The organism is Allorhodopirellula heiligendammensis, assembly GCF_007860105.1.
Lineage (GTDB): Bacteria > Planctomycetota > Planctomycetia > Pirellulales > Pirellulaceae > Rhodopirellula > Rhodopirellula heiligendammensis.
Map to the genome: position 1 here is coordinate 530,525 of NZ_SJPU01000001.1, position 20,932 is coordinate 551,456.

18 protein-coding genes and 1 tRNA gene are annotated in these 20,932 nt (G+C 54.4%); 12 read left to right on the forward strand and 7 right to left on the reverse strand.

Annotated features, from left to right (window positions below; genetic code table 11):
- Positions 1 to 65 precede the first annotated feature (65 nt).
- On the forward strand, positions 66 to 3,515 hold the full coding sequence (locus Poly21_RS02040) for a TM0106 family RecB-like putative nuclease (RefSeq protein ID WP_146405367.1): 3,450 nt from the start codon (positions 66 to 68) through the stop codon (positions 3,513 to 3,515).
- A gap of 125 nt (positions 3,516 to 3,640) precedes the next feature.
- On the forward strand, positions 3,641 to 4,192 hold the full coding sequence (locus Poly21_RS02045) for an AlkZ-related protein (protein ID WP_146405368.1): 552 nt from the start codon (positions 3,641 to 3,643) through the stop codon (positions 4,190 to 4,192).
- A gap of 43 nt (positions 4,193 to 4,235) precedes the next feature.
- Here the strand turns inward: Poly21_RS02045 and Poly21_RS02050 are convergent, their stop codons facing one another.
- On the reverse strand, positions 4,236 to 5,063 hold the full coding sequence (locus Poly21_RS02050; RefSeq protein ID WP_436967484.1) for a nucleotidyltransferase domain-containing protein: 828 nt from the start codon (positions 5,061 to 5,063) through the stop codon (positions 4,236 to 4,238).
- On the reverse strand, positions 5,011 to 5,955 hold the full coding sequence (locus Poly21_RS02055; protein ID WP_146405370.1) for a nucleotidyltransferase domain-containing protein: 945 nt from the start codon (positions 5,953 to 5,955) through the stop codon (positions 5,011 to 5,013). The genes Poly21_RS02050 and Poly21_RS02055 overlap by 53 nt, the downstream gene beginning before the upstream one ends.
- A gap of 119 nt (positions 5,956 to 6,074) precedes the next feature.
- On the opposite strand from Poly21_RS02055, the gene Poly21_RS02060 reads away from it, so the two are divergent.
- From Poly21_RS02060 to Poly21_RS02090, 8 genes are all read left to right on the forward strand, one after another.
- Positions 6,075 to 7,055: an epimerase gene (locus Poly21_RS02060; protein ID WP_146405371.1), complete on the forward strand. Its 981-nt coding sequence runs from the start codon at positions 6,075 to 6,077 to the stop codon at positions 7,053 to 7,055.
- 211 nt (positions 7,056 to 7,266) lie between these two features.
- A complete protein-coding gene (locus Poly21_RS26950; protein WP_302117256.1) occupies positions 7,267 to 7,443 on the forward strand; it encodes a hypothetical protein in 177 nt (58 codons plus the stop codon).
- A 73-nt stretch (positions 7,444 to 7,516) separates the two neighbouring features.
- Complete coding sequence (locus tag Poly21_RS02065) at positions 7,517 to 7,975, forward strand: hypothetical protein (protein WP_302117257.1); 459 nt, start codon at positions 7,517 to 7,519, stop codon at positions 7,973 to 7,975.
- A 147-nt stretch (positions 7,976 to 8,122) separates the two neighbouring features.
- Complete coding sequence (locus Poly21_RS02070; RefSeq protein WP_146405372.1) at positions 8,123 to 9,676, forward strand: recombinase family protein; 1,554 nt, start codon at positions 8,123 to 8,125, stop codon at positions 9,674 to 9,676.
- A complete protein-coding gene (locus Poly21_RS02075; RefSeq protein WP_146405373.1) occupies positions 9,673 to 10,560 on the forward strand; it encodes a plasmid partitioning protein RepB C-terminal domain-containing protein in 888 nt (295 codons plus the stop codon). The genes Poly21_RS02070 and Poly21_RS02075 overlap by 4 nt, the downstream gene beginning before the upstream one ends.
- Positions 10,557 to 11,501: a plasmid partitioning protein RepB C-terminal domain-containing protein gene (locus Poly21_RS02080; protein ID WP_146405374.1), complete on the forward strand. Its 945-nt coding sequence runs from the start codon at positions 10,557 to 10,559 to the stop codon at positions 11,499 to 11,501. The genes Poly21_RS02075 and Poly21_RS02080 overlap by 4 nt, the downstream gene beginning before the upstream one ends.
- 355 nt (positions 11,502 to 11,856) lie before the next feature.
- Positions 11,857 to 12,996: a hypothetical protein gene (locus Poly21_RS02085; RefSeq protein ID WP_146405375.1), complete on the forward strand. Its 1,140-nt coding sequence runs from the start codon at positions 11,857 to 11,859 to the stop codon at positions 12,994 to 12,996.
- A 438-nt stretch (positions 12,997 to 13,434) separates the two neighbouring features.
- Positions 13,435 to 14,673, forward strand: a complete 1,239-nt coding sequence (locus Poly21_RS02090; RefSeq protein ID WP_146405376.1) for a tyrosine-type recombinase/integrase — start codon at positions 13,435 to 13,437, stop codon at positions 14,671 to 14,673.
- Between the two features lie 135 nt (positions 14,674 to 14,808).
- Here the strand turns inward: Poly21_RS02090 and Poly21_RS02095 are convergent.
- Positions 14,809 to 14,891 (reverse strand) — tRNA-Ser (locus Poly21_RS02095).
- 74 nt (positions 14,892 to 14,965) lie between these two features.
- On the reverse strand, positions 14,966 to 16,189 hold the full coding sequence (locus Poly21_RS02100; protein WP_302117260.1) for an ATP-binding cassette domain-containing protein: 1,224 nt from the start codon (positions 16,187 to 16,189) through the stop codon (positions 14,966 to 14,968).
- A gap of 275 nt (positions 16,190 to 16,464) precedes the next feature.
- Here Poly21_RS02100 and Poly21_RS02105 point away from each other — a divergent pair, with 275 nt between their 5' ends.
- Both Poly21_RS02105 and Poly21_RS02110 read left to right on the forward strand, forming a co-directional pair.
- Positions 16,465 to 17,796, forward strand: coding sequence for an HlyD family efflux transporter periplasmic adaptor subunit (locus tag Poly21_RS02105; RefSeq protein ID WP_302117263.1), 1,332 nt, complete (start codon positions 16,465 to 16,467; stop codon positions 17,794 to 17,796).
- Positions 17,793 to 19,064, forward strand: a complete 1,272-nt coding sequence (locus tag Poly21_RS02110; protein WP_146405377.1) for an FtsX-like permease family protein — start codon at positions 17,793 to 17,795, stop codon at positions 19,062 to 19,064. The genes Poly21_RS02105 and Poly21_RS02110 overlap by 4 nt, the downstream gene beginning before the upstream one ends.
- Positions 19,065 to 19,102: 38 nt before the next feature.
- On the opposite strand, the gene Poly21_RS02115 is transcribed toward Poly21_RS02110, so the two are convergent.
- Genes Poly21_RS02115 through Poly21_RS02125 form a run of 3 tightly spaced genes read right to left on the reverse strand, consistent with a single transcriptional unit; the run spans position 19,103 to position 20,840 of the window.
- Positions 19,103 to 19,615, reverse strand: coding sequence for a FixH family protein (locus tag Poly21_RS02115; protein ID WP_146405378.1), 513 nt, complete (start codon positions 19,613 to 19,615; stop codon positions 19,103 to 19,105).
- 15 nt (positions 19,616 to 19,630) lie between these two features.
- The gene (locus Poly21_RS02120) at positions 19,631 to 20,116 is read right to left on the reverse strand and encodes an AAA-type ATPase lid domain-containing protein (protein ID WP_146405379.1); all 486 of its coding nucleotides are present in this window, start codon (positions 20,114 to 20,116) and stop codon (positions 19,631 to 19,633) included.
- A 10-nt stretch (positions 20,117 to 20,126) separates the two neighbouring features.
- A complete protein-coding gene (locus Poly21_RS02125) occupies positions 20,127 to 20,840 on the reverse strand; it encodes a sigma-54 factor interaction domain-containing protein (RefSeq protein WP_302117266.1) in 714 nt (237 codons plus the stop codon).
- Positions 20,841 to 20,932 lie beyond the last annotated feature (92 nt).

Consider the following 20,932-nt stretch of genomic DNA (forward strand, 5'->3'; position numbering starts at 1 on the left):
GTTGAGATGTGGACTTAATCGGGCGAAGAAGCAAACCGCCATCACGCACCAATCCCAGGGCAAGCATGAAAAAGATCAACAACGACTACATCTACTCTGCCACAGATCTTTCCAATTTTCTGGCTTGTAGGCATGCGACATCGCTCGACATGCGACGTGCTGACGGCGAGATCGAAGTTCCGTTTCGTCACAACGCTCGACTCGAACGACTTGCTGAAAAGGGACTGGCTCACGAAGCCGCCTACTTAGCGATGCTCGATCGGCAAGGTTTGAATGTCGTCGAACTTCGTGACTTTGACGATGCGAAGCAAATCGAAACGACGGCTGATTTGATGCATCAGGGTGTGGATGTCATCTTCCAGGGATCGCTGGCCAAAGACTCCTTCGCGGGACGCAGTGATTTTCTGATTCGAGTAGATGAGCCGAGCAAATTGGGTGATTGGTCGTACGAAGTCGCGGACACCAAACTTTCGCAAGATACGAAGGCGGGTACGATTCTTCAGTTGTGCCTTTACTCGGACTGCGTGGCCGCGATTCAAGAACGGCGTCCCAAGATCGCTCGAGTTGTGAAGCCCGCTGCATTGGATTCAGAACTGGAATTCGAGCAAGAGACGTTTTGTCTCGATGGTTATTGGTCGTACTTTGATCTCGTCAAACGACAACTCGCCCGAGCAACTCTGGACGACCGGCTTCATGAACTTTACCCTGAACCGTGCAATCACTGTGACGTTTGTCGATGGTTCCCGCACTGTGACACTCGCCGCCGGAGTGATGATCATTTGTCGTTTGTTGCTGGCATCCAAACCAGCCAAATCGCGGAAGTTTGCCGACAAGGCAACAATACACTTCGGTCGTTTGCCGAGTCGGCCGACCCGATACCTGAACGTCCCAAGGCGGGTTCGCGCGAGTCGATCATGAAGGTGCATCGACAAGCCAACACTCAGTTGCGGGGACGCGATACCGGTGAACGGATTGTCGAATTCCTGCCGATTGACACAAGTTCCAACGACGAGGAAAGTGCAGCCAAGCCCATCGGTTTTTTGCGATTGCCCGAACCCGATCCCGGAGACGTCTACTTGGACTTTGAAGGTGATCCTCACGCAACCGACGGCGTACTTGAGTACCTGTTTGGTTACGTTTCCCGCGAGAGAGAACATTTGACCTACCACTCCGACTGGTGCCTTCGTCGATCAGAAGAACGAACCGCGTTCTCGAAACTCATGCGGTTTTTGCTCAGTCGACGCGATGGATTTCCCGACTTCCACGTCTACCACTTCGCACCCTATGAACCAGCCGCAATGAAGCGGATGGCCATGCGTCATCAACTCTACGAGGCGGAACTCGACGAGTTGCTTCGTTCAGAAACGTTTGTTGATCTCTATGCGGTCGTTCGGCAAAGTATGGTGTTGAGCGTGGAAAGCTATTCAATCAAGAAGCTGGAAGCATTCTACGACTTTGAACGGCAAGCGGATCTGCGGGAAGTCCGACAGGCGTTGAACGAAGTTGAACACGCGATCGAAATGAACGGCACCTCGATGTTGTCCGAAGAAGCGATGGCGCTCGTGCAGGCGTATAACGAGGACGATTGTAATTCTACTTGGGGATTGCATCGGTGGGTCGAGTGTCAGCGCACGCTCCAGATCGCCAATGGGCTTGAGGTGCCTCGCCCTGCGAAGAAGTCGGGTGACGCCAGTGAAACCGTCAGTGATCGAAATATCGAGTTTGGAGCGGTGCGTGACGCATTGGAAACGTTAGCCGGTGATGATCGACAAACCGATGTCGAGCAATCTCGCTGGCTGATGGCTCACTTGCTTGAATACTTCTTTCGAGAAGACAAAACCGCTTACTGGGAATTGTTCCGGCACATGGATCTCGAAGATGACGATTTGCTATACGAGAATGCTGCCATTTCAGGACTGGAGTTCATCGAACAGCGACCACCTATCGGCAGAGGCACGATTCCGAGTTCGGTTTATCGATACCCACCACAGGAGCACACCGTCCGTACCAAAAACAATATGCAGCATCGAGATGGGCAGAAAGTTGGCGAGATCGTCGGCGTGAATCATGCCAATCGGACGGTTGAGATTAGGAAGACAAGAAAAACCGTGGACTTTCACCCCTCGTCGGTGTTTGTGCACGACATGATCGGTGCCGAGCCGATGCCAATGACACTGTTGGAACTTGGTCGTGAGATCGCCGAGGAATACTGGGATCCAAAGTTCATGCCATCGGCGCGTTATGACCTACTGGCTCGACGACCGCCAAGGTTGATTTCGCTGACGCTTCCTCTTGCGGGTGACGATGTCGACGTCGCCATCGCACTTGCCGCGGACATGGACCACAGCGTTCTTCCCATTCAGGGTCCGCCCGGTTCAGGAAAGACACATGTAGGCGGACATATGATCGTGGAACTCGCTCGTCGTGGTTTCAAGATTGGTGTCACGGCGGTCAGTCATAAAGTGATCACGAATTTGTTGGTTCGTGCCGCATCCTTCGATAACGCGGGTGAAGTCTCATTTGCCCAGAAAACAACGGCGATCAACCAGGAAGGATCTGAACACATTCAACTCCTCAATTCGAATCCGGCTGCCGTGGCTGCTGTTGCCACTGGTACCGTTGTTGGAGGAACTGCGTGGCTTTGGTCTCGTGAAGAAATGAACCAGAAACTCGATTACTTGTTCATCGACGAAGCGGGACAAATGTCGCTAGCACAATCGCTCGCTGCCATGCGTGCCGCTAAGAATGTAATCCTTCTTGGCGACCCCCAGCAGCTGGAGCAACCCCAGCGAGCGGCTCATCCCGCAGGTTCGGATGTCGCCGTCTTGGGGCATTTGATCGGCGACGAAGCCACTATCCCGAATGACCGTGGACTGTTCTTGGCTCAAACTCGCAGGTTGCATCCCAAGGTTTGCGTGTTTACGTCGGAACAATTCTACGATGGTCGATTGACCAGTCACGCAGATTGTTTTGAAAACGAGATATTGGGCGACCATGAATTCTCCGGCAGTGGATTACGATTGGTGGCTGTCGACCATGAAAACAATCAGAACCGAAGCGAAGAAGAAGTTGAGGTCGTCCAGGCGATCGTCGAGGGACTTTACGCATCATCGGCGTCGTGGAAACGAATCGACGGTGTCCAACGCCGAATCACATCCGAAGACATCTTGATAGTCGCCCCCTACAACGCACAGGTCGATGCAATTTCGGCAGCCGTCGGCGATCGCGCAAGAGTGGGGACCGTCGACAAGTTCCAGGGCCAAGAGGCTCCGATTGTGTTTTACAGTACAGCAAGTTCATCCGCGGCTGACGCACCGCGTGGGATGGAGTTCTTGTACGACCCGCACCGGCTCAATGTGGCGACCAGTCGGTCGAAGTGCATGACAATCATGGTCGCGTCACCGAAGTTGTTTCATCCTCAGTGCAAAACGCCAAGGCAAATGAAACTCGCCAACGCATTTTGCCGATTTGCGGAGTTGGCCGAAGTTGTTTCGATCACTCCGGCACGGGTTTAACAGCACGGTACGATGTTGATTCGTCAGTTCCAGAGATCCGGTCGGATGCCGGTCCGTTCATTGAACGACTCCGACAGAGCTTGTCGGGACCGGACAAATGACTTGACCAAGGTTAGAATGGTCGCATGCAACCAAGACAACTCAAGACATTTGATGATGCTTACCGATTCGTGCTTGAACAGAAAATCTGCACGGTCTTCGGGAGCAAAGGATCACCTTACCCACCATTGTGGGACAATACTGGTTTGTCCGAAGCGAAACCCGAAGCGGGTGGATGGAGCCCGAAGGTCACTGCGGTTTGGGATTGGAAAACTCGCATCCCTCAGACCTACCCCGACGATGTGTTCTATGGCAAAGTCATCGGGGGCGATGCAGTGCTGATGAAAATGCAGCACTTTCGTAATGAACACTATCCACAGTTCCATAGGCCGGTTGATCATCTGGGGCAACTTGAACAACAGATCTTTGAACTCATTCGGTTAGAACAGGCGTACACAGGCGAGCTTCGCAAGCGAGCAATGAACCGCCTTTCCTGTACTAAAAGCCAATTTGAAACGGCCCTGAAAAAGCTGCAAATCAGTCTAAACATTGTCCGCTCGAACGACCCTCGCTATAAGAACGACTTCTGGTTCCCCATGAGCGAAGTTCATTTAGAGCTTGTGAAAGAGCAACCGTAGCCTTCGACAAACAGTCGTTCGCGTTCGGCGATGGGTGTTCAACTCATCGCTTGGAACGCAGACGCAGTCGAACAAGGAGATCGTTGAGCGCGGGTCGGGCTGAGGGCATCTCGGGGAGGGTCGATTGCTCGTGAGCTGTTTCGAGCTCTTTTGTGAGACGTTCATACTCGGCCTCGTGGAACTTCAAATCGGCAGCGCTAAGCGTTCCCTTTTCCGGACCGGTTTGCTTTTGGGCAATGAGGTCATCGAGGTAAGTGAGCTTGGCGTTCTCGTTCAGCGTGACCAGGTTGGCCTCGACAACGCCGGTTCGCATCAGGTGGATGCCGGTCAGCAAGACGCGATACACGTAGAGCAGCGGTTTGACTCGCGGTGGTGATTCTTTATTGAACAGTTTCCACTGGGTTGCAGCGAAACCGAGGTAGTGATGGGAATGGTGCCGGGTGATGCAATCAGTCGCAATCTGCTTAAGTTCTTGGTGTTCTGACGTGGTGAACACGACCAGTGGCGAGAAGATCTGTTCGAGAACGTAGCCGCTGCGGCGCAGCATCATCGCGAAGAACTTTGCAGCGTCGTGGGTAACGAGATCGATTTCGAGGCCATCGTAGATGCCCTCCTTCTCGACCGCTTGTTTTCCCCCTTTCTCATTGGAACCGTCAAGACCCACCACGGTTTCCAATGGCAATAGATGCACGCCGCGCAGATCGAAGTCGGAATCGGGTGAGGGGAAACCATACAAGTGGGCTCCGCTGATCGTGGCGAACATGAGCGGAAACGGATGCGATTCGACATGCTGCATCATTCTGTCTTGGTCGCGTCGGTCATGGCAGTTCGCTGTGGATGGCTCGCCGACGAGCCTCGACCAAAAACGTATTGATGCGTTCGTAATCGGAGCGATCGGGCAATTGGGTGGTTTGGAATGCGGACTCGAAGTCACGCTGCAACTTTATTCGCCAAGCATCGGCCTCTGCAAATGGCATCTCACCTCGCTTGATCGTGAGCAGCCTCTCGCGGTGATCGCCGACATGGACGCAGACGGTACCTTCATGTAAGACGTTCGTGCCGGAAAGCAACAATCGAATCAGGTGCATGACGTGCTTCCACTTCACGCGGCCTTGATTGCGGATGTCGGTTTGCATTTTCTTGAATTGCGAGGCGACGTATCCCGAATAGGTTTGAAACACAAGCTTCGACAGAAATGCGTCTCGCATGGCAAGCAGTTCTTCGCCGAGTGATGTGACGTCTTCAACGATCGGAGAATAGAGGCACTCCAGCACGTTCGGGTTCGCCTTGAGCGCCAGAACGATGAACTTCTGTAGCTCCCAATAGACTTCCTGGGTTTCGTCATTTTCGAGTTGCTCGGGCACGCCGTATAACGACCACTGCAGTTCGGCTGGCGGCAAGTAGATGCCTCGTCGATCCGTGTCGGACGCATCATCCTCCAATCCGTACGCTCGCGAGCCGATGACACAGCGATAAATCACACGTTCGTACAAACCGGCACTCATCAGCGGTGAGTCGTTGACGCGAATTTGATCGCTTTTGAAATCGGCAAGACGCGTTAGTTGGTCGTGATGAATCGGTGCTTCAAAACCATCACTGAACTTGACCCTGTAAGCGTGCGAACGATCGACAGGCGATTTCACGATCACACCAACGGCCCCCGCCGGATGAGCAATCCGATCATTCGCCGCCATCACTTCTTTGCGTGCGACGACCTGAGTGCCGGTGCAGTAGATCAGTGGTAGGGTGTCGTGATGGTTCATACTCGGGCGATCGCGAACTCCGGATTTGATCTTCCATTGTAATGCTTGGACGGCGTTTGATTCTCCGTGGTTCGGAGGCGGTGACAATATGGCTCGGTTTGCGGTTACACCAGTATTCAATGACACGTGAACAAATTTTGGAATATCCAGTGGATGTACAATTAACAGGCAAACGAATCGTGATCGCAGGAGGCAGCGGTTTTTTGGGACTTTCGATGGCCGAAGCGTTTGCCGGCGAGGGTGCGGAGGTTTCGATTCTGTCGCGAACAAAGCCGAAGGCCAGTGGTCGCTGGTCGCATCTCTTATGGGACGGCCGAACGCTTGGTGATTGGACAGCGGCGTTAAACGGCGTCGATGCGGTGGTGAACCTGGCGGGCCGGACGGTGAACTGCATCAAAACGCCGAACCACAAGGATGAGATTTTGCGTTCGCGTGTCGAGTCGACTCGGCTGCTTGGCAAAGCGATGCGGGCTGTCGAGTTACCGCCGCCAGTCTGGGTGCAGATGAGCACCGCTCACATTTATGGCGATCCGCCGTCAGCCTTTTGTACCGAAGAGTCGGCAGAAGGAATTGGGTTGGCGCCGACGGTCGCTCGGGCGTGGGAGGCCGCGTTCGCCGAAAGTAAGCTGCCACAGCAGCGTGGCGTGGTCCTGCGCCCGAGCTTTGTGGTCGGCCGCGATCGTGGTGCCGGCGGAGGAGCACTTGGGACACTGAGTCTGATCACGAAATTGGGACTCGGCGGCAAGGTGGCTAGCGGCACGCAAGGAAGGTCGTGGATTCATGAAGACGACATCAACACAATCTTCATTCGAGCGATCGTCGACGAGTCGATGTCGGGAGCTTACATCGTGTCGTCGCCAATCCCAGAGAGCCAAGCGAACTTCATGCGGACCCTCCGCAAAGTCTTGGGAGTGCCAATCGGCTTACCGGCGTTTCAGTGGATGGTTCGCATTGGTGCACCCTTGTTCTTGCGGACGGATCCGGAACTAGTGCTGTATGGTCGCTATGTGATTCCGAAGCGTTTGATGGATGACGGTTTTGAATTTCGGTATCCTGAACTCGAGCCAGCGTTGAGAAATTTGCATGATCGAAAGAGCTGATCGAAACTGGCCGGTGCCAAAGCAGCCTATACTCATGCGAACGTCGCGGTCATATTTGCTTTTCGCCCACTGGCCGGTCGAACCAGAGAAAGCTACTCGTTGCTTCCCAATCGAGTGACGCTTGATAGTGGTGGCAACGCTTGGATCGATTCCTGAAAGTGGACTGTTTGGCAATGGGATTCGCTGGTGAGTTTTTTTCGTGAACAGCGCGGTGACTCAGTTCGTCTGGGTGCGAGCGTTGTTCTTTGACCAACCGCGGGATCGGACTTGGGCGTCGGCTTGGCACAAAGACATATCCATCTCTGTGAAAGACAATTCCATTGCCTCAGGTGGGCGGCCGCACAAAAGCGAGCATGTTGCTGCATCACTTCCCAATGCTTCCAACTAGCGTGGAGGTTGGCGAGTTCAAAATCCGGCAAGGAATCTCGTGTTCAAATATCAGGATGGGCGGGAATATCACCGTGCAAATTGAAAGAAAGCGAGCGATCAGGGAGGCTCTTACCACACTCGCATCAAGCCACGCGATCGTGGCTCAGCAAATCGAACTGGCGATCGAGCTTCTCAATCAGGAAATCCAGTCCGACGAAGAGTCGTTGCCATTCCGTGTCGTTCAACGATTTGGAATCTTGCACAATTCGCTCGTTGACGTGGACTCCCAATCGGTGATTTGGAAAGGCCAGAGTTGCTTTCTCGGAAACCGGCTACTCTTTCGATTCTTTGAACGGATCTCACGCTATCCAAATCAATTCATCTCTTACGACGTGCTGCTCGACGACGTTTGGGGAGGGCCACGGGAAAACTCAAGTATCCGCGGCGTCGCAAAGCGTCTTCGAGATCGACTCGCGCTGGGAGGCATGGCGGAGTTGGCCAGTGCGATCGATGGCTCTAATGCTGGGTTCTATCGTTTGATTCTAGTTTGACCACTGCTTAAAAATCAAACGCAAATCAAACACAGAATCATGGATAATCAAACCGAAATCAAACAGCGATGGGACATACTGGGTGTGACGTCACGGCCTATCTGCCGCATCTCACCCAACTTGCCAAAGGCACGGAGATCCATTTCCATGTACGCAAACACAAATCAAACGGACGCGAAACCAGTCCGAGCCGCACAGTATGTGCGGATGTCGACCGAACACCAGCAGTACTCGACGGCCAATCAGGATGACATCATTCAGGCGTATGCAGAAAAGCGAAACTTCGAGATCGTAAAAACGTACGCCGACGAAGGAAAGAGCGGTTTGAGCATCGCCGGGCGTCGTTCCCTCCAGACGCTGATCGCTGACGTACAGAGCGGCGTGGCGGATTACAAAGCAATACTTGTCTACGACATCAGTCGCTGGGGGCGGTTCCAAGACGCCGACGAAAGCGCCTATTACGAGTACCTCTGTAAGCGAGCCGGCATCTCGGTGCACTACTGCGCCGAACAATTCGAGAATGACAGCGGCCCAACGTCGACGATCATCAAGAGTGTCAAACGCGCGATGGCAGGCGAATACAGTCGTGAACTGTCGACGAAGGTCTTTCAAGGTCAGTGCCGCCTGATCGAACTCGGCTACCGACAGGGCGGCCCGGCGGGGTTCGGACTTCGCCGAATGCTAATCGATCAAACGGGCAAAGAAAAAGCACAACTTGCTCGCGGCGAATGCAAGAGCTTGCAAACCGACCGAGTGATTCTGGTGATGGGGCCAGAGCAAGAAATCGAAATTGTGAATCGTGTCTACCGCATGTTCGTCGTCGAAGGACAGCGTGAGCTACAGATTGCAGAGCAATTGAACTCTGAGGGTATCACCACGGACCTCGACCGACTTTGGAATCGAGGTACGATTCGCCAATTGCTCACGAACGAGAAATACATAGGCAACAATGTTTACAACCGAACGTCGTTCAAGTTGAAACAGCGTCGAGTTTGCAACGAGCCAGACATCTGGATTCGGAAAGACGCCGCTTTCGAGGCGGTCGTTAGCCAGGAACTGTTCTATACCGCCCAAGGGATTATCCGTGAGCGAGCTAAATGCTACAGCAACGAAGAGATGATCACCTGCCTGCGAATGTTGATGGAACAGAGCCCGACTTTGTCAGCAGGCCTAATTGACGCCGCGGACAACGTTCCGACTTCGTCGACCTATCGGACACGGTTCGGGAGCTTGATCCGCGCGTATCGACTGGCAGGCTACGAACCTGAACGCAACTACGAGTACATCGAAATCAATCAAAAGCTCCGCGAGATGTATCCCGAATTGATCGGCGATGTGATGGCGCGTTTGGGGGCCGCTGGCGCGTCCGTAACTCAAGATGTGGACACCGATCTGCTCATGATTAATGGGGAATACAGCGCATCGATGGTGCTGTCGAGGTGTCGGCAGACCAAGGCCGGGTCACTGCGGTGGCTGATTAATGTTGAACAGAAGGTGGCCCCGGATATCACCATCCTCGTGCGGATGGATTCTGCCAATGAGAACGTCGCCGACTACTACCTGCTTCCGATCATGGACATACAAACGCCACGATTGCTGTTGTGCGAGTCCAACGGCGTTTACCTTGACACATATCAGTTCGCCAGCCTTGACTACTTTACGTCGTTGTCTGAGCGTCGAAAGTTCGAGGTGGCAGCATGAACATTCCTGACGCACGAGAAATTCGAATGATCCCCCTCGATAAAATAACGGTGGTCAATCCCCGTGTTCGAGGGCAAAAGAAATTTCGCCAAATCGCGAACAACATCGCCAATATCGGTCTGAAGAAGCCTATCACCGTCACGCCCAAACCGGGTACTGACGACGAGTATCTGTTGGTCTGCGGCCAAGGACGATATGAAGCCTACGAAACATTGGGACAGAAAGAGATTCCCGCGATCGTCATCGAAGTTTCGGAGGATAAGCTGTTGTTAATGAGCTTGGTGGAGAACCTGGCTCGAAGAAATCCATCGTGTGTGGAGATGGTCCATGAAATCGGAGCGTTAAAGGAACGCGGGTACTCGTTCGCCGACATTGCCCGGAAGACCGATCTGGCAGTCTCGTACATTCGCGGCATCGTTAAGTTGATTGAGCGAGGTGAAGAGCGACTGGTGATGGCCGTGGAGCGGGGGCAGATCCCGGTTAGCGTCGCCGTCACAATCGCGGTCGCCGACGATCACGATATTCAGCGGGCGCTGACGGAGGCTTACGAGTCAAACGACCTTCGAGGGAAAAAGTTGCTTGCCACACGCCGGTTGATCGAGAAGCGGCAAACCGATGGGAAGTCGTTACGCAGTGGGCCACGACGCGCTGTATCTCCCGTGTCGGGAAAGAAACTTTTGGAGACTTACCAAGCCGAGTCCGCAAAGCAGCGTCTGGTCGTCCAGAAGTCGAAATTATGTGAGACACGCTTGCTGTTCGTTGTCTCCGCCATCCGACAGCTGGTGGAAGACAAAGTCTTTGTCGACCTACTACGAACGGAAAATCTGGACACCATGCCCGCCTATTTGGTGAACGAACTCACGAAAGTGACGCGACTCGTATGAACACCAAAGTACAACTCGCATGCGAGTCCTTGGTTCGCGAAATACCGCTGGCAAGCATTCTTCCCATGCGAAAGATTGCAAAGAGTGTCAAAAACACGGTGAAGTACCGGCAGATCCTGGCGTCGATCAGACAGATTGGGCTGATTGAGCCGCTGGTTGTTCATCCTCAGAAGGGGAGCGGAGGGCAGTTCATGCTGTTGGATGGCACCGTTCGATACGAGGCCTTGATGGATCTGCAAATCAAATCGGTAAAATGCTTAGTCGCTCTCGATGATGAGGCGTTTACGTATAACCACAAGGTGAATCGGCTAACCGCCATCCAAGAACATTTTATGATCATGAAGGCTGTGAAGGGTGGCGTCGCCGAAAGCCAGATCGCAGATGTCCTGGACATCGACGTTGCCTTGATCCGTAAGAAGCGGGACCTGTTGGTTGGGATCTGCGCCGAGGCCGTGGAATTGTTGAAAGGGAAGAACGCGACGAGTGCAACGTTCATTCAGTTGCGAAAGGTCGTTCCCATGCGGCAGATTGAGATGGCCGAACTGATGTGTGCGACAAGCAACTTTTCGGACAGCTACTCGAAATGCCTAATTGCGGCCACGCCCGCCGATCTGTTGGTTGACAAAGCTGCCTCACGGGAGGTCGGCGGGCTGTCGTCAATTGACATGGCTCGTATGGAGCGAGAAATGGATTCACTGGCCAGGGACTTTAAACAGATCGACGAGGTCCACGGGAAGAACGTTTTAAACCTGGTCATTTCAGTCGGGTATCTCAGGGCCCTTTTGGACAACGCACGCGTAGTCCGCTATCTGGCTGCCAACTATCCCGAGATATTGACGGAGTTGCAGAAAGTAGCGGACTCGCGCATGCTCGAAGGTGAGACCAAGCAGAACTCACCGGAAAATGATACGCCACCGGCGGATGACGCGGAATCGTCTTAGGCTCGATGGCGTTACTGCCAGCCACCGATCTATCGCGTGGGGATCAGCGGTTGCGTAGGTGCACGGATGACAACAAAATCAACGATTCATGCGCGCCCGCAGATGTGGGCGCCGACCACTCTTTGATATCGTTTTCACGTGTTTTGCGGGGTGAAAGCGCGATTCCCCCGGGGGCGAGAGCCTTTTTGACGGCGATTTTGCTAAATTGGAAGCAAAAACTGGCCTGGGTGGTGATGCCCGATTGATAAAGATCGCCTCGTGGTTGATGGATGGAAATGCACCCGAATTTCGGTCGAATCGGTGTCATCATTACTTGAGAGACCACTTAGCTCTTAGAACTCGAACCAATTACTGAATGATGCCCAAAACCCGCGACGAAGACCACGACGATCATCCGATGCTTCTCCGATCTGAATCGCACCTTGATGCATTGTCAGTCGAAATGAAGTGGGAGACGACCCGTCGTCAACCACTTTACTTTGTGCTTTGGAATACGTGGAGGGCTCTCCAGAAAAATCATGAAAGCGAAGCTGAGTCACTGTTCCTGAATTCCCCTCTCTGCCATGGTGCCGGGATTATGCTCGGCATCAACGGAATCCCTTCCGATCCAGCTTTGGAACCCAAAGAACTGTTCGATACCGACACAAATTTACTTTGGCTGAAGCGTTCTGCTAGGCCGGTAACCTTTGGATTGCTCGCAAGAATGCTGGGAACGAAACTCAGTTCAAGTGACTTGAAGACTCTATCAGGCATGCTTTTGGACGCAGCAGAAAGCGAAGCGGGATCGATGGAACGAGATCAGAAACTGTCGAGTTTTACTGGCCTCAAATGCCCGGATCTCGACGTGTTGGTCGACTTGCCACTTCTTCTGTACAACCCCTCGGCCCCAAGTAAGGAGTTCGTCTCAGACATTACAAATTTACGCAGCGCAATGCGGAGCAAACTCGGTATCGAGGATTCCCGTACGAGCGAAACAAAAATGCGATCGTACCTGGCGGCATGGGACACACGAGAAGGGTGGCGCGATGGCGTGTACGATCGCTTGGCTCCGATGACTCTCAAAGATGTCGCCCGCGAACTAGGCACCTCTGATCGAAATGCCAAGTATGCCTATCAGCAGGGATTTCAGCTTATCTCCGGGCATCCGTTTTCATTCAGTAATTGGATGCGGCTGATGGGGGTGCTTCACCTTTCCGGCTATCTTGGCCGCGATGTCAACTCGGTATCGCTTTCTCGACTTCGACATGCCTCATCGGTTCGAGGAACCGACGATACCACCTTGTCGTCGAGTCAACAAAATCCTGGGACAAGTGTTCTGGAGAACTTCCCCAGCAACGAAGACGGATTCAATGTGACAAGTGCGATTGAGCAAATCCGAGATATGATCCGATCAGGACGCGAAAACGATCAGATCCTTGCTGAGCTCGAATTGGAGGAGGACGCAGAACCGGCGATCAACGAACTGCGGTCAATCATCGAGATGGAAGGCGGCTGAGTATCCGCCTCCGAAATAGCGTTGCCGCTATTTCACCCTCCGGAAAAGTGGAAACATATCTTCGTTTCTGCTATCGGTCACGGCATGAGTGACTCTGCGTTTCGTTCTCCTAGTGCCATGCGCAATCCCGACTGTTCCGTCAATTCTGATGAACGCGGATTATCACCCAACGAGTTTGCCAGCCGTAGCGGCCTGAGCCTCTCCACAGTCCATCGGCGATTGAAGGCGGGCCTAATCCAAAAATGGCAAAGCGGTGGCACGAACTGCCGCATCGTGATCCCACCGTGGGAACTCTACCGCGTGAACTCGACCGCTTCAACCCAAGCGTCTGCAGATCCACATGAAGACAAATCGACCGAGGAGCGACCACCGAGGCAGCTAGCTGGACCCAAACCAAAATGGTCGAAGCGTGCCAGAAAATAACAAAAGGAGGCTCCAATGCCCAAGAAACCGAAGTACCAAACGGTCCGCTGCCAGTTCTATGAATGGCGATTGATCCAGCGGAAAGAAAACGGCGTCTGGTACGCCGACGCCCGAACGACCTCGAAGAATCGCGGGCGCCATTCCCTCGGGACCCGCGATAAGGAAGAAGCGCTGGAGCAGCTGGCCCACCTCGATCGCGTTGTTGCGGAGGAACGTGGTTTAGTTGAGCCCAGCGACCAACATGATCAGCACTCACCGCTAGCAATCGCGGATGGTCGCAAACTGTTTGATGATTACAACGGCCGTCCCGTTGGACTGGGCGGAACGAAGAAGTCGACGCAAAAACGCTATCGAGCGATTCTAGACAAGTTTGAAGTGTTCGCCGCTGCCAAAGGAATCGAAGATTGGCAAAGCGTGAAAAAAGCTGTGCTGATCGCGTACGCGAAACATCTCGAAAAGAACGGCTATGCTCGAAAAACGATTCTCGGCGAGATCACGTTGCTCAAGACAGCGGTCAAGTGGCTAATTGAAGAGGGGCATCTTTCGGCTGATCTCATTAAACTGCCAATGAAGAAAGCAGATTGCGAACGGGCTTACTGCTACACGTCTGAAGAGGTGATCGCGATTCTTGAACATTGCAAGCGGTCGCCAAATCTTCGCTGGCTTCTGAACGCGATTATCGGGTTGGCATGTACTGGAATGCGAATCAACGAACTCTGCACTTTGAAGTGGTCAGACATCAGGTTCGATCGGCAAATGCTGACGGTGGCAGATGAAAGCGGATTTGCCAACCAGAGTGATAGCCATCGCTCCAACAAGAGCAGTCAGACTCGACACTTGCCCCTTCGTGCTGAGTTGCTTGCCGTTCTTGAATCACTCCCGAGGACCGACCAATACATATTCCATGGGCCTCGCGGCGGTCGCTTGAAATCTGACACCGTGCGCAACGTTCTTGTGCGTGAGGTTATCACACCACTGATGAAGCAATTCCCAAAACAGTTCGAGAACGAGCGAGGTTTTGAAGATGGCCGGCTTCACAGCTTTCGACATTACTTTTGCAGCGTGTGTGCCAACACAGGAATCCCTGAGCGGATCACCATGAACTGGCTTGGCCACGCGGACAGTGAGATGGTGCGGCACTACTACCACCTCAACGATGCGGAGTCTCGCCGCAAGATGGATCAACTGAACCTGCTCGGGGGAAGTGACGGGTGTTCCGCCACCGACGATGAGCAACCTATGAACGAGGAGTGATGCCAAGCCGATAGCCAAGTGGTCAAAGACATTGACCGGTGAGACACACGATTTTGTCCCAGTTTTGGCCCAGTTGACTGGGCCAATAAAAAACACCGCCTAAAACCATGGTTTCAGACGGTGTTTTTTGAAAAGCGGAGGACACGGGACTCGAACCCGCAACTCCTTACGGAGCAATTGATTTCGAATCAACCTGCTTGCCAATTCGCTTATCCTCCTGGTTCGGAAACCAATTTTGGTTTCTGACTGGGCCCTATTCTGACGTTCTCAGCGGGATCGTCAAGCCGGGTGGCTACTCCGAAAAGACGGTGCTTCGAACTTCTTCTTCGAGGGATTTCTGGCCTGCGATGACTTCGTTGAACGTTTGGGCATCGAGACTGTATGTGATTGTGTCAGTGAGGGCGTCGACGTGGGCGTTGCGGGTTTGACCGGTCAATAAGGCGGTCTCGCCGAAGAAATCGCCCTCTTTTAGCCGGGCAACTTCGCGGAACTCATGGCGGTCAGCATCCCGGGGCTGGCTGACGACGACCTCTCCCTCGCGGATCATGTAAAACCGGTCTCCAACGTCTCCGTAAGTGACGATCCGGTCACCTGGCGCATGTTCGTCTCGCTTCATTTTGCGCGCGATGGTGGTGAGGGTACTGACGGACACCTGCGAAAATACTTCGCAGCGTTTCAGCATCTTGCCAAGTAGCGCCGCTTCGTCCAGGTTCGTGTCTTGAGCGATATTTCCGAAATCCATCTTCACGATTCGGTCAGCGACGTCGAGGATGCGGTTGTCGTGGGTGACAATGACAATCGCCGTTCCCCGTTCTTGAGCCTCCCGCTGGAAGAGCTCGACGACCTGCCGCACAGAATCTTTGTCCAGCGCGGCGGTGGGTTCGTCGGCGAGCACAATTTCGGGTTGATGGACGAGTCCGCGGGCGACGGCGACGCGTTGTTTCTGACCTCCCGAGAGACTTTTGGGTTTATAGTTGATGCGTTCGCCCAGCCCCACCGCGGTGAGCATCTCGGAGCAGCGTTGATTCTGTGCACTACGAGAAGCTTTCGCTGGCTGCAGTTCCAACGCCATCCGGACGTTCTGCAACGCCGTTAGTGAGCCGAACAAATTGTGGGCTTGGAAGATGAATCCGAGTCGCTTGCGGACGGCATTGATCTCGTGGGGACGGGCATCTCGGAGGGGTTGGCCGAGGATATGAATTTCGCCTTGCTGGATCTGGCGGATTGTACCGATCAGTGTAAGCAGCGTGGTTTTTCCCGACCCGCTTTGGCCGGTCATGATCACGATCTCGCCGGGCTGGACCTGCAGATTGTTGTCGTAGAGCACTTGTTTTCGCGCATCACCTGTACCGAAGTAATGGTTGATGCCGCAGACGTCGATCAACGCCGACCCGTCAAAGCTGCGATCAGCTTCGACACTCTTGGATTTAAAACGCCGAAACAACTTGTCGGTCGCCGACCTGCTGGCGTCGGCGTCGTGGGCGTGCACATTCGTTTGGGCGTTTTCGTGACTCACGCTTACTTTCGCGCAGTAAGGAGATGGAAACGGCGTTACACTGAGATCATTCCCGGTTGGCCGGGTCGAGGAGGGCTCCTGGACTCACCCATTCTACGGTCTGACCGTGAATGACTCCATCGGGAGCGGATCGGTAAGTATTTTACGGTTGGCGGTTGGGTTAGATGCGTTTGAGAGGGGGCTTCCCGAGGATGTGTCTGAGGGGGGCGTTCGAGTTTCGGAGAGACTCGGCTACTCATTTTGTTGTTCATTTTCTTATTAAACACGATTTTTCGATGCGGTTTCGATTCATCCACGCCCCACTGCGGACTCTCTCATGTGCGACTGGGAAATTTCGGGTCAGCGTGTTCGTTGGCGTTGCGAGCGTGACGATGATGGCGGTGATCGGTTGCGATGGTGGGATCGCCGGTTTCTTTTCTGGTCAGCCACCGCGAGATCGACAGGCGACCAGTGCCGATGAACCCGGCCTGACCTTCGTCGGTGCGCAGGGACAGCTCGCGCCGCAGGAGGGTGTGTTGGCGGTGATGGGGCCACCGGGCGATCGTGTGGCGAAGATCGCCGTGGCGGAGGGAGACATGGTCGCTGCGGGGGACTTGCTGATCGAACTAGAAAGTTTGCGTGCGAAGAAGATTGAACTTGATGTTGCGGAAACGAAACTGGAAGAAGGACGCGCCCAATTTCAGGCTGAGCAGGCATCGGCCACTGCTCGTTTGCAGGTTGCCCAGGCCAAGTTGAAGCAGGCTCGGACCCAGGTTGAGCAGTCGCGTGGGAAACTGAAAATTGCGGAAGGGCCTGGCGGCAGTCTCGATCTACTCCGGCGGGCCGCTGAACTGGGGCAACGTAAACTAGATCAGCTGCGTTCGGCTTCGAACGACCCTAAAACAGCACGGTTGGTGTCGGAAAACAAGCTCGACGAAGAGTCTCTAAGAATCAGCGAGACGCGTGCTCAATACGAAGCTGCCAAGGTGGATGCCCAGGACGCCATTGAAACGGCGGAGTTATCGGTTGCTGCTGCCGAGCAAGAGATCATCGCTGCGGAGAAGTCGATGTTGGCGGCCAAGGCCTCCGGCTCGCTAGCGTCGCTGGAGAAACAAATTGAATTGCTGCGTCTCTACGTCAAAGCGGCCCAGTTGGTCAGCCCTACCGCGGGGCGCATCTTGTCGATCGATACCATGCCAGGCCAAGCCACCACGACGATGCCACTGATGCATTTAGCGGACACGAGCAAGATGGTCTGCATCGCTGAGATAAACGTGGCAGATCTGGGACGCATCGAGCGTGGCCAGACCGCTGAGATCGAGAGCCCGGGACTCGCCCGTACTCTGCATGGCACTGTCCGGCGAATCGAACCCATGATCGCGACGCCCGCCATGCCCAGTCCATTCCCGTTGGCCCCGGTCGATCGTTATACGGCGAAGGTGATCATCGAGATCGCTCCACCCGACACCGCCACGGCGGCCGAGCGGATTGAAATGCAAGTAAATGTGCGGATTTTTATGGATGCCGACAATCACGCTGCTAGGGATTTACCTGCTGGGGGCTCATCGAATCCCCGCAGTATGGATCCAGATGAGCATCAACCCATTGATGGTGCGCGGTCGACATGAATGCCGTGACGTCTCGGCCAGAGGAGAACATCACACCTACGAAAACCGATACGGATGATTCGGCGGGGGCACCCGGGCCTGTACCGCCGTCACGACGGACTCACTTGGCATGGCGAAATCTTGCCGATACCCCGATCCGCACCATCGTCTCGCTGGGTGGAATCGGATTTGCGATTCTGCTCATGTTCATGCAACTTGGCTTTCTCGGCAGCGTAGGTGACACCGCGACGGTAGTGTATGACCGGCTGCGTTGCGATGTGATTGTGCGGTCTCCAGACTACCTCAGTATTTATGACCCCGCTTCCCTCAGAGGGGAATTGCCGAAGTGGCTCGCTGGGCTGCCGGAGGTTCGCCGTGTGATTCCGCTGGATATCGGCGTCACTCAGTGGCAGAATCCCCAGGATCATTCATTTCGAGCCATTGCACTGATGGGAATCGACCTGGATGAACCCGCATTCGTTCTGCCGGAGTTGAGTGCGGGCACGCGTGCATCGCTGCGACCTGTCGGAGCGGTGCTGATCGACGATGCCAGCGGTGCGGATTTTGGTCCGCAGCAGGGGGGCCGGTTTGGTCGCGATGATATCGGCGTGACGACCGACGTAGCGGGCAGTGAAGCGACGATCCAGGGGACATTTGCGATGGGGACGGGGTTGGCAGCCAATGGAGCATTGCTGTCGTCCCGCGATACATTTCAAAAATTGACTCCAGGGGGACACAAAAACCGTGTCTCACTGGTCTTGATCCAGCTCGCTGATTCCGAGCGGATCGATGCTGGATTGCAGGCCATCAATCGACGTTTGCAATCTCTCGGCGGCACATCGGCCTATGCGGTTGCCATCACGCTTGACCAAGCCAAGTCCAGTGAACAACAGATGTGGTATACGCAAACGCCGATCGGCATGATCTTCGCCATCGGTGTGGCATTGGCAGTACTGGTCGGGGGCGTGATCAGTTACATGATCCTGGCGGCAGACGTCACGGCGCACCTGAGCGAATACGCGACGCTCAAAGCGATCGGGTACAGCAACCGGTTTCTGATCAAGACTTTGCTGACGCAGTCGTCGCTACTCGCGGTGCTCGCGTTTCCACCTGCCTTGATATTGTCGCTCGTTCTCTACTATGTGACGTCAATTGCCTCAGGCATTGCGATCGACATGACTTGGTTGCGAGTTGCCTTGGTGCTGACACTTTCGCTGCTGATGTGCAATGCCGCGGGCGTGTTCGCATTGCGGAAACTATTGAAGGCCGAACCGGCGAGTTTGTTCTGAGACGAACAGTAGCCTGTGTAGAGTTATGAGCTATCTGCTTAAAACTCATACGTCTGAGAGAGCGTCATGGGCGTCCCCGCGTTTTCGATGTCGAGCTCGAGTTGCCACAGTCCCGGGCGGCGCATTGGTGGCATCGCGAGATAGCGGCCTGCTCCCACATTTTTCATCTCAAATCGTTCGACTTGATTGGCGTCGGCATGATGGTAGACGCTGCCATGAATTTTGAGGTCAGCGATCGGCTGGTTGTTGTGATCACGCATCACTACATCGACTGCTCGCAATCCATGACCGTCGGCCACGTCGGACACATCAACTCGCGTTTTCCAGCCCATTTTTTCAGCGGCTCCCGCAGCGGCATGGGTCGAGTCCCAGTCAAGCGCGGCTTGATGGTAGTCGGGGACGACCGCGAGGGCGGGGTCCCCGATCGCCAGTGATAGAGCTGTGCCGAGGATCGTGAACTGAATCGCGAAGAGCAGCAGCACCAAACCGATATAAAATCGTTTGGCTTTGCGTTCGGCCGTCACTTCGTTTGCTGATTTATTTGACATCATTGGTTTCTGTGATCGTTATCGAAGCGGGCGGGATTTTTCATGGGACATCCCGAGCGACTCTAGGCGGGCGCGGAGCGTGGTTCGTGTGATGCCCAGGTGTCGGGCGGCTTGAGTCATGTTATTGCTAGTCGCTTTGAGGACTTCGGCAAAAATCTCTTTCTCTGCCATGCTAACCAATTTCCGATGGATATCCTCGCTTCCCGATGCGAGTAGCTCGCGCGTGAGAGCAGGAAGATCGAGTCCGCGGTCATCTGCCTTGTTGTCATGTGTCGCCGTTGTGGTGCGATGCGGCGTGTAGTCTTGCACACTTACAGGTGGGTGAGCCGGTAAGATGACGGGACCGGTGGCTTCGAGCAAGGCATATTTTACCACAGATTGCAGTTCTCTGACGTTCCCGGGCCAGCGATACTGCGAGATCAGCTCCATCGTTTCAGCTGCGTAACCGGTCACGTCTTTGCCAAGCTCTGCGGCAAAACGACGCAGAAAGTATTTGGCCAGCATCAGGATGTCGTCACCACGATGGCGCAGTGGCGGAAGCTCGATTGCGTAGACATTGAGACGATAGAACGAGACGATAGAACAGATCGCTGCGGAACTCCTTTAGCTCGATCGCCTGCTCGAGGTCGCGATTAGTCGCAGCGATGATCCTCGCATTGGTGTGAATAATTTCGGTACCACCGACTCGCTCGAAGGACTGATCCTGCAATACCCGCAGAATCTTCGTCTGCATCAGGGGCGTCGTGTCGCCGATCTCATCGAGGAACAAGGTACCGTCGTTGCATAGTTCAAACTTGCCAACCTTTTTCCGATCTGCGCCCGTGAACGAACCTTTTTCGTGTGCGAACAATTCACTCTCGAGCAGGGTCTCCGGGATGGCGGCGCAATTGATGGCGAGAAAGCGTCCCGAGGCTCGTTCGCTGTATTGGTAGATCGCGCGCGCAATCACTTCTTTTCCAGTCCCGCTTTCGCCCAGAATCAAGGCCGTCACGTTCTGCCGTGCCACCCTTCCGACCGACCGATAAGCCTCTTGCATCGCCGCACAGTCTCCGATCAGAAGATCGGTAGACGCATCCTCTACTTGGTCTTCGCCAGGTTGATCGGGCACGATGGCTGAGGTTCTTGCCATCCGGCTCGTTTCCGCCGCATCCTCGTTTAACGGGATCAAGGTATCGGGATACGCGATTCGGCTGGCCAGAATGAAGCGGTGGTTGGTGCACGATGCCACAGTGTCGTGAGTGAGGCCACTCGACCGGTGATCTTAAATCATGATTCCATGACTCAGCCGAACCCGATCGGGTGACCAGAATGCAACCGCAA

What these genes read in the sequence shown, in the direction of transcription:
- Poly21_RS02055 (WP_146405370.1), bottom strand. Translation starts at nt 5,955, where the DNA reads ATGAACCATCACGACACCCTACCACTGATCTACTGCACCGGCACTCAG.
- Poly21_RS02040 (WP_146405367.1), top strand. Translation starts at nt 66, where the DNA reads ATGAAAAAGATCAACAACGACTACATCTACTCTGCCACAGATCTTTCC.
- Poly21_RS02090 (WP_146405376.1), top strand. Translation starts at nt 13,435, where the DNA reads ATGCCCAAGAAACCGAAGTACCAAACGGTCCGCTGCCAGTTCTATGAA.
- Poly21_RS02045 (WP_146405368.1), top strand. Translation starts at nt 3,641, where the DNA reads ATGCAACCAAGACAACTCAAGACATTTGATGATGCTTACCGATTCGTG.
- Poly21_RS02075 (WP_146405373.1), top strand. Translation starts at nt 9,673, where the DNA reads ATGAACATTCCTGACGCACGAGAAATTCGAATGATCCCCCTCGATAAA.
- Poly21_RS02110 (WP_146405377.1), top strand. Translation starts at nt 17,793, where the DNA reads ATGAATGCCGTGACGTCTCGGCCAGAGGAGAACATCACACCTACGAAA.
- Poly21_RS02070 (WP_146405372.1), top strand. Translation starts at nt 8,123, where the DNA reads ATGTACGCAAACACAAATCAAACGGACGCGAAACCAGTCCGAGCCGCA.
- Poly21_RS02085 (WP_146405375.1), top strand. Translation starts at nt 11,857, where the DNA reads ATGATGCCCAAAACCCGCGACGAAGACCACGACGATCATCCGATGCTT.
- Poly21_RS02105 (WP_302117263.1), top strand. Translation starts at nt 16,465, where the DNA reads ATGCGGTTTCGATTCATCCACGCCCCACTGCGGACTCTCTCATGTGCG.
- Poly21_RS02060 (WP_146405371.1), top strand. Translation starts at nt 6,075, where the DNA reads ATGACACGTGAACAAATTTTGGAATATCCAGTGGATGTACAATTAACA.
- Poly21_RS02120 (WP_146405379.1), bottom strand. Translation starts at nt 20,116, where the DNA reads ATGCTGGCCAAATACTTTCTGCGTCGTTTTGCCGCAGAGCTTGGCAAA.
- Poly21_RS02115 (WP_146405378.1), bottom strand. Translation starts at nt 19,615, where the DNA reads ATGATGTCAAATAAATCAGCAAACGAAGTGACGGCCGAACGCAAAGCC.
- Poly21_RS02080 (WP_146405374.1), top strand. Translation starts at nt 10,557, where the DNA reads ATGAACACCAAAGTACAACTCGCATGCGAGTCCTTGGTTCGCGAAATA.